The following is a 14,211-nucleotide window of genomic DNA, read 5'->3' on the forward strand; positions in this document are numbered from 1 at the left end:
ATTAACCACCCGCAATTCCCATCCGGTTACTATCCAGTTTAAGCAGGGTAAATAACAGCAGGGTAAAGCTCAACAACGATGAGCCGCCATAACTTACAAAAGGTAGTGGTATGCCTATTACCGGCACTATGCCGATGGTAAGGCCGATGTTGATAAAGAAGTGGAAGAAGATGATACAGGCTACCCCGTAACCATAAATGCGCGAGAAGGGCGCCCGTTGCCGTTCGGCGATGAGGATGATGCGTAATATCAGAAACACAAACAAGCCGATAACTACTACAGAGCCTGCAAAGCCCCATTCTTCGCCTATTGTACAAAAAATAAAATCGGTACTTTGCTCGGGCACAAACTGGAAGCGCGTTTGCGTACCTTTAAAATAGCCCTTACCCCACAATTTGCCCGAGCCTATGGCTATCTTACTCTGGTGAACATTGTAACCGGCCTTTTTCAGATCTGTTGATAACTGCAGCCATTCGTCGATACGTACGCGCTGGTGCTCTTTAATAACGTGTTTGTACACAAATGGTACGGCAAATGTAAACCCGATGGCCAGTATCATACCTGCCAATGCCGTTAACGCCCGCTTGCGGTTTCGCCTTACAATGGCTATGATAATGCCAAACACAATCAGTATGCCGCCAACCACAAAGATGGTTTTAAACAACAGGGATAAAATGAACAGGCCGATGAACATGGCGCCCACAATGAGGAAGTATGACGAAAGCCCCTCGCGGTAAAGTACAAATATCAATGAGCAAAATACCAGCGTTGAGCCATCATCGGGCTGCATTTTGATAAGCGCCATCGGGAAGAAGATGATGGCTGCTGCTGCGAAGAACGATTTAACTTCGGTAACTTTGATATTAACCCCGCTGAGATATCGCGCTAATAATAAACACGTCGAATATTTAGCGAATTCGGAAGGCTGAAGTTTTAATGGTCCTACCGATATCCAGGCCTGGTTGCCCATTACATTGTGCCCTATTACCAATACCAGCAATAGTAAAAAAACGGTCATGCCGTAAAAAAATGGGGTCAGTGCGCTAAAAAAACGGCTGTCGAGTAATAATATAATAGTAGCCAGGCTGATAGAGGCAATGATGAACAGCAATTGTTTACCATAGTTTGTATGCAAGCCAATAATACTGGGATATTTATCATCGTAAACAGCCGAATGGATGTTGAACCAGCCGATAGTACACAGGGCCAGGTAGATGAATACGGTTATCCAATCCACGTTGAAAAAGAAGCTGCGCTGGTTACTGGTCCTCATCGTTACGGGTTTGAATAGCTAATATTTGTCCGCCAAGGTTTTTCGCCTTTTTCTTATCTGCTGGTTTTTTTAGCCTGGCAACCCTCTTTGCACTGTCGGCAGCGGTATGCTTTGCTGTATCGGCTTTAACTGGTTTACTGCCTTTGATCTCGGGCAACAGGTTTTGCGCCATGATCCATTCGGGAGTTTTGCCCGATGGGCGGCTGCTGATGCTATCGCGCAGGTATTTTTCTACAATAAAGCTGGCGATAGGTGCGGCCCAATCTGCACCCTGGCCTGAGTTCTCGACCACTACCGCTACAGCTATCTTTGGATTAACGCGCGGAGCGAATGCTACGAATACCGAGTGGTTTTTGCCGTGCGGGTTTTGCGCCGTGCCTGTTTTACCGCACATGACAATGCCGGGTATTTTTGAACCTGCACCGGTACCATGGTCAACCACAGCCTGCATCCCGTCGATCACCGGTTCAAAGTATTGCTGATCGATATCCACGCTGTGTTTTACAGTAAATTCGGGTTTGATGATCTCTTTATCGCCAATGCGTTTGATAAGGTGCGGCTCGTAATAGTAGCCATGATTGGCAATGATACAATCGATATTGGCCATTTGCAGGGGCGTGGCTAAGATTTCGCCCTGGCCGATCGCATCGGATATAAAAGTGCTCGAGCGCCATTTTCTGCCCTTGAAAACTTTGTCGTAACGGGTAGTATCCGGAACGTAGCCTTTGAGCTCGTGCGGAAGATCGACATCCAGCTTTGCCCCGAACCCGAATTTGTTTACCCGGGCTTTCCAATCGATATAATTGTTTCGGGTATTGGCTATGCCATTAGTATTCATTAGCTTATCAAAAACGCTGCAGAAATACACGTTGCACGAGCCCTCGATACCTAAACGCAGGTCGGTAACGCCGTGATGGTGGGTACAGGCAACCCAGTGGTTACCAGCCTGGTAACCGCCTGCACAAAAATAAGTTGTTTGCGGGGTGATGATCCCTTCCTGCAAAGCGATCAATGCCGACAAGGGTTTAAACGACGAACCTGGCGGATATTGCGCCTGTATGGGCCTCACAACAAAAGGCTTATACGGGTTTTTGATGAGGTCGGCAATGTTGTTACCATGCTCGCGGCCTACCATCAGGTTAGGGTCGTAGGTAGGTGAGCTTACAAAACATAATATTTCACCGGTAGATGGCTCAATGGCGACGATGCTGCCTACTTTATTCTTCATCAGCTGCTCGCCAAGTTTCTGGATGCGGACATCAAGCGAGGAAATCAATCGCTCGCCGGCAACAGGAAGTGTATCGAGCGCGCCATGCATGTATTGTTCTTTTTCTACGCCGCGCGAATCGACCAGGGCATTGTGCACGCCACGCTGCCCGCGCAGCAATTGTTCGTACGACTTTTCGACCCCCGTACGTCCGATATAATCGCCGCGGTGGTAATAACCATTTGATCTTTTAATATCGTCATCGTTCACCTCATCGATGTAGCCTAAAAATTGCGCTGCCACCGAATCCGGATAAGTACGGACTGACCGTTGGTTGGCGTAAAAGCCGGGAAACTCAGACAAGTGTTCCTGCAGAGCTGCGTATAGCTTGACAGGTAGCTGTTTTTCGAAAGGAGAGGCTATGCCGCGCGAATAGGTAACTGCCTTTTTCCAGCGTTTATCAAACCCTTCCCTGTCAATGCCCAGCAACTTGCAAAGCTCAACCGTGTCAAAAGGCTTTACCTCGCGGGGGGTAACCATAATATCATAAACAGGTTCGTTTTGTACCAATGATTTTCCATTGCGATCCAATATCGGTCCACGGCCGGGGAATTGCAGTATCCTGCGTAATACGTTGTTATTGGCCGATACTGTATATTGAGGATCGATGAGCTGGATATAATAAAGACGGGCGAGTAAACCCACCGCCATTACTATAAATAAAGCCTGTATGAAATACCTGCGCTCAAAAAAACTGTTCATTAACGTTCCCTCTTCCTGTAAAATAACAACCCTGATAACAGCATTAAAAATACGGTAAATAACGAACTCAACAGAAACCTCACAAAAGTATATTGCAGTTCGGAAATACGGAAAACTTCGAGGTTAAATAAGAAGAAATGATGGATAAGGGTTAATACGAGGATATAGGTAAAGTACCAGCGAAAGCCCATAATACTGAGCGTTGGTTCGGGGTCGTTGTCAAAGCCGTCCTTCTGCACGGTAATGTTGATGAACGATATCCGCACAAACGCCAGCAAGGTACATGCTGCGGCATGCAGGCCGGGTGTATCGTAAAAAGCATCGATTGTTAAGCCTGTAATAAATGCTACCGGGAACAATACAATATTCGGTGTTTCGAATGGCAGCAATAAAATAATCAGGATATAAGGGTACGGGATTGACAGATCGTACAGGGTGATGTTTTTGAACAGGAAAACCTGGAAAAAAACCAGCACAAAAAAGCGCAGCACATTGATCAATATTGTCCTACTCATCTTTAACCCTGGTGGCCTCCACTTGTTTTTGTTCCATAGCCAGCCTGTTAACTACCACGTACACATATTCCAGTTTACTGTAGTCAACAGCCAGGCTAACTTCCATATTTAAAAACATGCCGCCCTCTTTGGCATGTAAGTTGCTTATTTTGCCGATAGGTATGCCGGCCGGATATAATGACGACAGGGTAGAAGTAACTACCGCTTCGCCTATCCTTGGTTTAACGTTATTAGATACGTCGATCAAAAGGCCCTGATGGGGGTCGAGGTTATCGCCCCATAAAAAGCTGCCCAGATCGCGGGTGTCGGCCAGCATGGCGCTCACCTTGGTTTTTTTGTGCAGAACCGATTGGATATTGGCCAGGTGATCGGTAGTATTAACTACAAAGCCTACCACGCCCGAGCCGCAGATAACGCCCATATCTTTTTGTACCCCGTCCTTACTGCCCCTGTTTATGGTGATGTAATTATTGCGATGGTTTACCGAGTTGTTGATCACTTTGGCAACAATGAAAGTATACTGTTGCTTGTAAACGCTATCGGCTATGGATTTTTTGGTCAGTGTGTCGATGTAGAACGACGAACGCAGTTCGCTTCTTAACCGGGCGTTCTCTCTTGCAAGGCTGTCATTCACCGTAGCTAACGACAGGTATTCGGTAACCTGGCCAACCTTTTGGTAAGCAAGCCCTGTTATCTGGTTTGATGAACTGATATAAGTCGCCTTCTGAAAGGAATTGTAATTGATGAGTATAAACAGCGCCGAAACCTCGAAAATAACAAACAGAAAAAATGCGTTGTACTTGCTGATGAATATCCAGAGGTTACGCATTTCCTGTTATATTTGATTGGGTATTGAGATATGCGTATTGCGTATTGAGACAGCGTGTGGGTTAAGCCTTTATATCTCAATACGCATATCGCTATACGCAATACTACTAAATTACTGCATCAAAAATTTAAAGTTTCCAATATTTTTAAGGGCGATACCAGTGCCCCTTACCACAGCGCGCAGCGGGTCTTCGGCAACGTGAACCGGCAGTTTGGTCTTAGCTGCCACACGCTTATCCAAACCACGCAGCAACGCGCCGCCGCCGGTTAAATAAATACCTGTTTGGTAAATATCGGCCGAAAGCTCGGGCGGAGTGATCTCCAGCGCCTTTAAAATCGCTTCCTCAATTTTCGAGATGGATTTATCCAGGCAGTGCGCTATCTCGGTGTACGATACCGTGATCTGCTTTGGTACGCCGGTCATCAAATCGCGGCCCTGTACGGCAAAATCGGCTGGCGGATCGGCCAGTTCGGGCAATGCAGCGCCAACTTCGATCTTGATCTTTTCGGCAGTACGGTCGCCGATCATGATGTTATGCTGGCGGCGAATGTATTGAACGATGTCGCTGTCGAAGTTATCACCCGCTACGCGGATCGACTGGTCGCAAACGATACCCGATAAGGCAATAACCGCGATCTCGGTAGTACCGCCACCGATATCGATGATCATGTTGCCCATTGGCTCTTCCACATCGATACCGATACCTACGGCAGCAGCCATTGGTTCGTGTATCAGGTAAACCTCTTTGGCGCCGGCAATCTCGGCCGAGTCGTTAACGGCGCGTTTCTCTACCTCGGTAATACCCGACGGGATACAGATCACCATCCGCAGCGAAGGGAAAAACCAGCCTTTACCCGGGTTGATCATTTTGATCATGCCGCGTATCATGTGCTCGGCAGCGTTAAAGTCGGCAATTACACCGTCTTTAAGCGGGCGAACGGTACGGATATTATCGTGTGTTTTACCTTCCATCTGCATGGCCTGTTTACCAATGGCAATTACCTTGTTGGTCGTACGGTCGAAAGCGACGATGGATGGTTCGTCGACAACAACTTTATCGTTATGTATGATGAGGGTATTTGCAGTACCTAAATCGATGGCAATTTCTTGCGTAAAAAAATTAAATAGACCCATTGGCTATGTTGATAAATAATTTACAAAGCTAAGTTATTAACACGAATTTCACTAATCAGTTTCGGCCCCCTCTCTAAATTGCGTCGGCGATCACGAATACCATGAAAAACTAACACTTAATGAATAATCTCTCCCGGTAAAGCCCTCCCTTCTCTGGAGGGTTTGGGTGGGGCTTTAATGTTTAAAGTGGCGCACGCCGGTCATTACCATGGCTATGCCCTTTGCATTACACATATCTATCGAGTCCTGATCCTTGATCGAACCGCCGGGTTGCAATATCGCAGTTATACCTGCATCGGCGGCAATCTCGGCACAATCCGGGAACGGGAAGAACGCATCAGAGGCCATTACCGCGCCGTTCAGGTCAAAACCAAAGTGCTTGGCTTTTACAATGGCCTGCTGCAATGCATCAACCCTGGATGTTTGGCCAACACCGCTCGCGATCAGCGTATTGTCTTTAGCGAAAACAATGGTGTTCGATTTGGTATGCTTAACTACCTTATTGGCAAAGAACAGGTCGCGCAGTTCGTGCTCCGTCGGTGCTTTTACGGTAATTGTCTTCATTTGTTCCGGTCCTTCAATCACGGCGTCCTTATCCTGCTCAATTACGCCGTTCAGTAAAGTCTTAAACTGTTTTACAGGCAGCTCAACCGGGTTGCGCACTAAAATAATGCGGTTCTTTTTAGCGGTAAGGTGTGTTAACGCTTCATCAGTGTAAGCGGGGGCAATCAGCACCTCAAAAAAAAGCTTACTGATCTCGATAGCAGTTTCCTCGTTGATCTCATCGTTAGCGATGATCACACCGCCAAAGGCAGAAACCGGGTCGCAGGCCAGGGCATCCAGCCAGGCTTCTTTAATGAACGATCGCGAAGCAATGCCGCAGGCATTGGTATGTTTTAATATGGCAATGGTCGGTTCGGTAAATTCATCGATCAGCAGCACCGCTGCATCAACATCCACCAGGTTATTATACGATAGCTCCTTACCGTTCAGCTTGGTGAACATCGCATCCAGGTTGCCGTAAAATACGCCTTGCTGGTGCGGGTTTTCGCCGTAGCGCAGGGTTTGGCTGGTTTGTATGCTTTGTTTAAATACCGGTATGGGCTCGTCCTGGTTAAAGTAGTTAAATATAGCGCTATCGTAATGCGATGAGATATTGAAAGCCTGTTTGGCAAACTTGCGGCGCTGATCGATAGTGGTCGATCCGTTTTGTGTTTCTAAAATAGTATTCAGTTCGGGATAATCATCTTTTGAGGCTACGATAACCACATCTTTATGATTTTTTGCGGCTGCACGAATGAGCGATATCCCGCCAATGTCAATCTTTTCGATCACATCCTCATCGCCCGCGCCCGATTTTACCGTTTCCTCGAAAGGGTACAGGTCGACGATCACCAGGTCAATCTCCGGTATCCCGTATTGCTGTAACTGCTGCTCATCGCTGGCTAAACCGCGGCGACCTAAAATACCGCCAAACACTTTGGGATGGAGGGTTTTTACACGGCCGCCCAGGATAGACGGGTACGAGGTCAGGTCTTCAACAGGTACAACATCAACGCCTAAATTGCGGATAAAAGTTTCGGTGCCGCCGGTCGAGTAAATGGTTACACCGAGGCGCTTTAACTGCAGGATGATCGGCTCGAGGTTGTCTTTATAATAAACAGAAATCAGGGCGTTTTTGATTTGAACGGAATTGCTCATCGGGAAAATTGAATGTGCCGCAAAAGTATGTTTTTAATAGGTTATATTAAAGTAAATGTGGTGTTAAAATTGGAAAAGATTTGAATGGCTATAAGCAGGTTACGAGGGGAGGAATAGTGTGATTAATGAATAGAAAAAATTGGGTAGATGCTGAAGCTTTAATGTTTTGCGGATAGAGGAGGTGTATCTTAATTTATTGGTTTTTGGGCATTCCCTGCGGGCCGGGCTATCCCTGCCCGTCCGGCAGGCGGGCGCTTATACTGCACAGGCCTTAACCACGGGGCCGGTATCCCTGCCTGCCGGCAGGCAGGCGCCGCTATCCCTAATGCGGGCTTTGCGTTGATATTATGCTTTGGTTAAAAGCGATAAATTTTGTATATTTATTGGGCAACCTGAAAGCGCGAAGCTGAAAAAGACGAACAGACAAGTCGCGAAAATTTCTGACAATTTCCCCCGTGGAAGAAAAGAGTCAGAAATCAAGACTTAAAATACCCATAAATACCCATGTGTTGCAGCGGACGACGGCTGCCTCTGGCAGCTTGATATTGCTCACTCGCGAGACGCGAGCGAGTGCGGGGAGTTGTCAAATCTGATATACTGAAAATATCGACAAATACCCACCTATCCGGAGCTGGAAGCTAAAAGTTATCTGAAATATTCAATTAGAAAAATCCGAAATCGAACATCCGAAATTCGAAATCAAAAAGTTACGGCTCAATCGGCTGCGGTGCACCGGGGTTATTGTCTTTTTCCTGGTCCTTTTTAAACTCGAGTTTACCGAACCTGTAGCTGAAGCTGATGCCGAACGAACGGTACGGCACACGCTTTAAGCTATACTGGCTGTTGCCCGGCTGTACAATGGTTGAGCTTTGGTTGATATAATCGTTAAAGGGCACGTTGGTAACAAAACCGATGCTTGCTTTTTTATCCAAAAATTGTTTGCGGGCGGCAAAACTGTATGATACGAAGGATGAGTTTTTGCCCTGCAGGCCGACATTCGGCGAGTTGTAGTTGGCAAAGGCCTCGGCGCCGAAATCGTTGCCGAACTGGTAAGCGGCATTTAGGTTTAAGCGGTACTCGTAACCCGCCACAAAGCTGGGCGTATTGGGCAGGTTATCCATAATGCGGCGCGTTGCAACCAGAAAGTTCGGGCGCACAGTAAAATCTTTGGTGATAGGCAGCGATGCCGAAAAGTTGACGCCAACACGTACTTCGGAGCCTACATTGGCGCGTGTGGTTACATAAACGTTGTTGTAAGTGCTGTCGCCCTCGCGAAAGCTTTTATAAGGTGTGGTGTATTGCTTTACATCAAAACCGTTATGGCGGTAAAATGTGGTGATGTTGATGTTGCCGCCCTTATCAAAGGACCGGTTGTACCCTAACTCAAAGTTATTGCCTATTTCGGGGTGCAGGTTGGGGTTGCCAAAGCTTACGTTGTAAGGGTCGGCGCTGTTGACGAATGGGTTCATATCACCAAAATCGGGGCGTTCTATCCGTTTGCTGTAGCTCAGTTTAACGGTTTGCGTTTTGGCGATCTTGTGCGATAACACGAACGATGGCGACAGGAAGTTATAATCGGGGATGACACCGCCTTTGCCATCTACAGTTGTGATGGTATACTCGTCGCGTAAGCCGGTTTTTACATCAAAAAAATCAAAAGCCTTAAACGATGCCGATGCATAGTACGAATACACATTGCGCCCGTAAGTAAAACTATTGGATTGCAGGGCATCGTAAATAAAATCGTTTTTGGCGGCGTTATAAGTGTTTACGTTTGATGTGCTGTTGATATTCTCGAAATAGAGCTTACCGCCGGTTTCTATAATGAAGTCTTCGGTTACCGGGTGTGCATAGTCGACAGCAATTTCCGTTTCGTGGTCCTTGCCCGGGTTATTGCCCATCGATCCGGTTGACGGGGTCGTAGAATTAATATAATCGGACTTTTGATAAAAGTTGCCGTTGTTTTTATTGAAGCTGCCGGTGTATTGTATGTCAAGCTCCTGGCCATCTTTCGCAAAGCTCTTTTTATATCCCAGGTTCAGGTCCACAGCGTCTTCGCCAAACTGGTTATTGGCATTGCGCAACGAAAACAGGTCAGAAAACGGGCTGATGCCAGCTTTAACGCTTTGGTCTTCCTGGCTGGTACTGCCATCGGTATGGTTGCTGAAATGGTGATAGCTTATACCGGCCGTTAGGTTATCGTGTTTGCTGAGGTTCCAGTCGAGCCCTAAACCTGTTTGAAAGCCGCCTCGTTCGATATAGCCAACGGCGTTTTGTAGCTGGCGGCGTGTGGTGTCGTTAAAGGTACTTAGCCTGTCTTTGGTACTGAAGGCTTCAGAGCGCAGGGTTTTGTTACCGCTAAAAAAGGCGTTTACGCCAAAATTGCTTTTACGGGCGTTAAGGTTCACCGAGGCGTTCTCCAGGCGCGTGCCTATAGATGCATTAATGCTGCCGTTATAGCCCTGTACCTTATTGTCCTTTAAAATAATGTTGATAATACCGCCGGTGCCGCTGGCATCGTACTTGGCGCCCGGGCTGGTTACTACTTCGATGCTTTTGATCTGGCTGGCGGGGATAGATTGCAGGGCGTCGGCCAGGCTTGCGCCGAATATGCTGGATGGTTTGCCGTTGATGAGGAACTTAATGCTCGGGTTGCCTAACAGTTCTACATTTCCGTCGATATCGACGGTTACCATGGGTACCTTTTTCAGGATGTCGGTAGCTACGCCGCCTTGTGCCGTAAGGTCGTTACCAACGTTGTATACCAGCTTATCTATCTTGTTTTCAACGGTACTGGCCTGTGCGGTGATGTTCACGTCTTTCAGCATTTTTTGCGACGAGCTCAACGCGATGTTGGGAATGACAACTGCAGGATGTGCGGCGTTGACGATAATATGATCGGCGGTAAAGCGCTGGTAACCTATGAAGTCAACAGCGATATGGTATTCGCCGAAAGGCAGGCCGTTGATGCTGAAATTGCCTTTAGGGTCGGTGGTAGTTCCGTTAACAGGCGATGTGCTGCCTTGTTTGTAAATGCCGATGGTAGCATAGTCGACAGGTAGTTTAGTGGTAGCATCAGTTACCTTGCCGGTGATTTTGCCTTTGCCGGTTGGAGTTTGGGCGCTAACGCTGATGCAGAAAGAAGTAAATAATATAAACAGGGTAAAAAGATATTTCATTTAAAATAGAATGCTTGCTGCAAAAGTAGGCAGCGAATCTGGAGCAAATTTGGATTTGAAACAGGCGAAATATTTGCTTTGGTAATTTTATAGTGACAGACCCGCTGGATAACCCTCTGCCAAGGCCTTAAAAAAAGCAGGCGAAAATATGCTTAAATTTGGTTGAAAAGGCAAATTTGTTGTAAATTTTGCTGGCCGGGCACTTGCCTGTCATTGTATAGTTCAATTTAAAATTCCAGCTTTACGGTATTATAAAATAACATGAAGAACTACATCATCGCAGACGAATGGAACATTATCGAAGAGGGGTTCGACCCGCATTTGAATAAAGTATCCGAAAGCATATTCAGCCTGGGTAACGGGCGCATGGGGCAGCGCGCCAATTTTGAGGAAACCTACACCGGCGAAACATTGCCAGGTAACTATGTGGCCGGGGTTTACTATCCGGATAAAACCCGCGTAGGCTGGTGGAAAAATGGTTACCCGGAGTATTTTGCCAAGGTGCTCAATGCGGCTAACTGGATAGGTATAGGGGTTATCATTGGTGATGAAGAACTCGACTTGAATACTTGCAAGGTAACCGATTTTAAACGTGTGCTTAACATGCACGATGGTTACCTGGAACGCAGCTTTACTGCTGAATTGAAAAGCGGCAAACAAGTACAGGTAACCGCTAAACGTTTTTGCAGTATCGTTGATGAAGAAGCAGGTGCTATCAGCTATAGTATAGCTCCGATTAATTTTGATGGCGAAGTAACCTTTACTCCTTTTATTGATGGCGACGTAAGCAATGCTGATTCGAACTATGACGAGAAGTTTTGGGACGAAGTAGCTCAGGAGGCTGAAGGAAATGAGAGCTATTTAACGCTCCGTACAAAAAAGACCGGCTTTGAGGTTTGTACCGGAAGCCTGTTCACTATTTCGCGGACGACTGAGGGAGCCAAAGTGCCGACGTACTACTATGGAAATGCACAGAACATATCGAAAGAAAAATATGTGGCTTTAGTTACCAAAGCTCCATTGTTAAAAGGTGAAACAACAACCATTTATAAATACGCAGCCAACGTTTCGTCACAAAATCATAAGCCCGAAGAACTTGTAGCAGCTTGCAAGAATGTGATTGCGATGGTATCGGCTAAAGGTTTTGATACCATGCTTGCCGAACAGGCCGCAGCCTGGCATGCCAAATGGGAAGAAAGCGATATCGTGATCGAGGGCGATGTAAAGGCGCAGCAGGGCATCAGGTTCAACATCTTTCAACTATCGCAGACTTATACCGGCAAAGACGACCGGTTGAACATCGGCCCGAAAGGTTTTACCGGCGAAAAATACGGCGGCTCTACCTATTGGGATACCGAAGCTTACTGCGTACCGTTTTACCTGGGTACCGCGGCGCCCGAAGTTACCCGCAACCTGCTTATCTATCGCCATAAGCAATTGGGTAAAGCCATCGAGAATGCCGCCAAGCTTGGTTTTAAAGATGGCGCGGCCCTGTACCCTATGGTGACCATGAATGGCGAAGAATGCCATAACGAGTGGGAGATCACGTTTGAGGAGATACACCGTAACGGAGCCATCGCTTACGCGATCTTTAACTACATCCGCTACACCGGGGATCAAAACTACCTCAACGAGTACGGCCTGGAAGTGCTCATCGGCATAGCCCGTTTCTGGAAACAACGGGTTAACTGGAGCAATCAAAAAAAACAATATGTAATGCTGGGCGTAACCGGGCCGAACGAGTACGAAAACAACATCAACAATAACTGGTACACCAGCATGCTGGCCACCTGGTGTATGGAATATACCATGGAAGCAATCGAACACGTTAAACAAACTGATGCCGCCAGGTTTAATGCCCTGATCAAACAGCTCAGTTTTAACGAGGCTGAAGAAACCAGACAATGGCAGCACATCATTACTAACATGTACCTGGGCGAGGATAAAGAGCTGGGCATTTTTTTACAGCAGGACAACTTTTTGGATAAAGAGATCATCCGGGTAAAAGACCTGCCCGCCGCCGACCGGCCGCTTAACCAGAAATGGAGCTGGGACAGGATACTGCGCTCGTGCTTTATCAAGCAGGCCGATGTTTTGCAGGGACTGTATTTTTTTAGCGATAAGTACGATGAGGAAACCCTGCGCCGCAATTATAATTTCTACGAGCCGTTAACCGTGCACGAGAGCTCGCTGTCGCCCTGCATACACGCCATATTAGCTTCGAGACTGGGTTTGGAGCAGGATGCCTATAATTTTTACCTGCGCACCTCAAGGCTCGACCTGGACGATTACAACAACGATACCGAAGACGGCTGCCATATCACCTCGATGGCCGGCACCTGGATGAGCGTTGTTGAAGGCTTTGCCGGTATGCATGTTCAAAATGATACTTTAAGCTTCCGCCCGTTTTTGCCGGAACAATGGATATCTTACTCCTTTAATATCCGTTTCCGCGAAAGCATGATTAAAATTAAGGTAGACAGAGGTGGAGGGGCGTTTTCCAATTTTTCGGCAGTTCCGGTCACCATCAGCGTATTTGGTCATGCTTATACCATCGCACCATCCGCAAGTCAAACGGTGAAGTATCCGGATAACAAATAGCATTAAAAAGAAAAAGTCCCGGTTAATTAACCGGGACTTTTTACTGACCATTAATTATTACACTTATAAAAGTTTCGTTTTAACATCCTTACCAAAGCGGTAGCTCAGGGTTATCTCCTGTGTGGTATTGTTAATGCCGCCCAACGCATATTTACCTACGCTAAACTGGTAGCTGTAGCCAAACATGATGTTCTTATTCAGGTTAACCGAAACTATCCCGGCCAGGGCATCCTGGGTATGGTAATTTATACCTAAGCCTAATACGTCTTTAATGTACAGGGTTGTAGATACATCAACCATGATTGGTAAGTTGCTGCCACCGTAAGCTATCAAAGCCGCGGGTTTAACTTTAAAATCATCATTTAAAGGTTTAATGTAAGCGGCGGTTAAGTAGTAGGTATTCATGATGTAGTTATTCTCCTGTGCCGATTTACCGATGCTGTTTAGGGTTAAACGCGGCAATGAAATGCCCACGTAATAATTGCTGCCCGATAGCATTGCGCTTAGGCCCACATTGGTTTCGGTTTCGTCGATATCGCTGTTGGCGAAGCGCGGATCGGACGGGTCTAAAGCCGAAGTATGTACCGTGTGATTGCGGAAACCTGCGTTGATACCGGCCGATAAGAAGCTGCCGCCGGATAACTGGATCTTTTTGGCAAAAAAGGCATTGATCTCGGTTAGGTTTTCGGCGCCATATTTATCGTTTAAAACAACCAAACCTGCACTGCTGGCAATGCCTGGTATAGGCATGGCCCCGTTAAACAAAAAGGTACTTGGCGCACCGTTTATACCGATGAACTGTTTGCGGCCAACCACGTTAAGGCTACCGGCGTCGTCGAGGGTGGAGTAGGCCGTATTAACCGGTGTAATATTGTTCATATACTGTGTGAAGGTAAAAGGCTGCTGTGCCCATGCCTTGTCGGATACCTGTCCCAGTACAAGCAGTATCAATATGGATAGATATTTTTTCATGTCGAAGGTTTTTTTAGTGATTTTAACCAACCCATGCA

General features: G+C 46.8%; 9 protein-coding genes. 1 reads left to right on the top strand and 8 read right to left on the bottom strand.

The window, feature by feature from the left end:
• Position 1: 1 nt before the first annotated feature.
• From rodA to BEL04_RS13535, 7 genes are all read right to left on the bottom strand, one after another.
• Positions 2-1,273, bottom strand: coding sequence for a rod shape-determining protein RodA (gene rodA / locus BEL04_RS13505; RefSeq protein WP_066004729.1), 1,272 nt, complete (start codon positions 1,271-1,273; stop codon positions 2-4).
• Positions 1,260-3,242 carry a penicillin-binding protein 2 gene (gene mrdA / locus BEL04_RS13510; protein ID WP_066004731.1) on the bottom strand — a complete coding sequence of 661 codons (1,983 nt, stop codon included), beginning with the start codon at positions 3,240-3,242 and terminating at the stop codon, positions 1,260-1,262. The genes rodA and mrdA overlap by 14 nt, the downstream gene beginning before the upstream one ends.
• A complete protein-coding gene (locus BEL04_RS13515; protein WP_066004732.1) occupies positions 3,242-3,757 on the bottom strand; it encodes a rod shape-determining protein MreD in 516 nt (171 codons plus the stop codon). Before BEL04_RS13515 ends, mrdA begins: the two co-directional genes overlap by 1 nt.
• Complete coding sequence (gene mreC, locus BEL04_RS13520) at positions 3,750-4,586, bottom strand: rod shape-determining protein MreC (RefSeq protein WP_066004733.1); 837 nt, start codon at positions 4,584-4,586, stop codon at positions 3,750-3,752. Before mreC ends, BEL04_RS13515 begins: the two co-directional genes overlap by 8 nt.
• Positions 4,587-4,697: 111 nt before the next feature.
• Positions 4,698-5,720, bottom strand: coding sequence for a rod shape-determining protein (locus BEL04_RS13525; protein ID WP_066004734.1), 1,023 nt, complete (start codon positions 5,718-5,720; stop codon positions 4,698-4,700).
• A 174-nt stretch (positions 5,721-5,894) separates the two neighbouring features.
• Positions 5,895-7,421, bottom strand: a complete 1,527-nt coding sequence (purH, locus tag BEL04_RS13530) for a bifunctional phosphoribosylaminoimidazolecarboxamide formyltransferase/IMP cyclohydrolase (RefSeq protein ID WP_066004738.1) — start codon at positions 7,419-7,421, stop codon at positions 5,895-5,897.
• Between the two features lie 707 nt (positions 7,422-8,128).
• The gene (locus BEL04_RS13535; RefSeq protein WP_066004741.1) at positions 8,129-10,600 is read right to left on the bottom strand and encodes a TonB-dependent receptor domain-containing protein; all 2,472 of its coding nucleotides are present in this window, start codon (positions 10,598-10,600) and stop codon (positions 8,129-8,131) included.
• A gap of 261 nt (positions 10,601-10,861) precedes the next feature.
• Between BEL04_RS13535 and BEL04_RS13540 the strand changes: the two genes are divergently transcribed.
• The gene (locus tag BEL04_RS13540; RefSeq protein WP_066004742.1) at positions 10,862-13,201 is read left to right on the top strand and encodes a glycoside hydrolase family 65 protein; all 2,340 of its coding nucleotides are present in this window, start codon (positions 10,862-10,864) and stop codon (positions 13,199-13,201) included.
• A 63-nt stretch (positions 13,202-13,264) separates the two neighbouring features.
• On the opposite strand, the gene BEL04_RS13545 is transcribed toward BEL04_RS13540, so the two are convergent.
• Entirely contained in the window at positions 13,265-14,173 is a 909-nt protein-coding gene (locus BEL04_RS13545; protein WP_139113042.1) for a PorP/SprF family type IX secretion system membrane protein, read from the bottom strand.
• Positions 14,174-14,211: the final 38 nt, after the last annotated feature.

It is taken from the genome of Mucilaginibacter sp. PPCGB 2223 (assembly GCF_001705515.1).
Lineage (GTDB): Bacteria > Bacteroidota > Bacteroidia > Sphingobacteriales > Sphingobacteriaceae > Mucilaginibacter.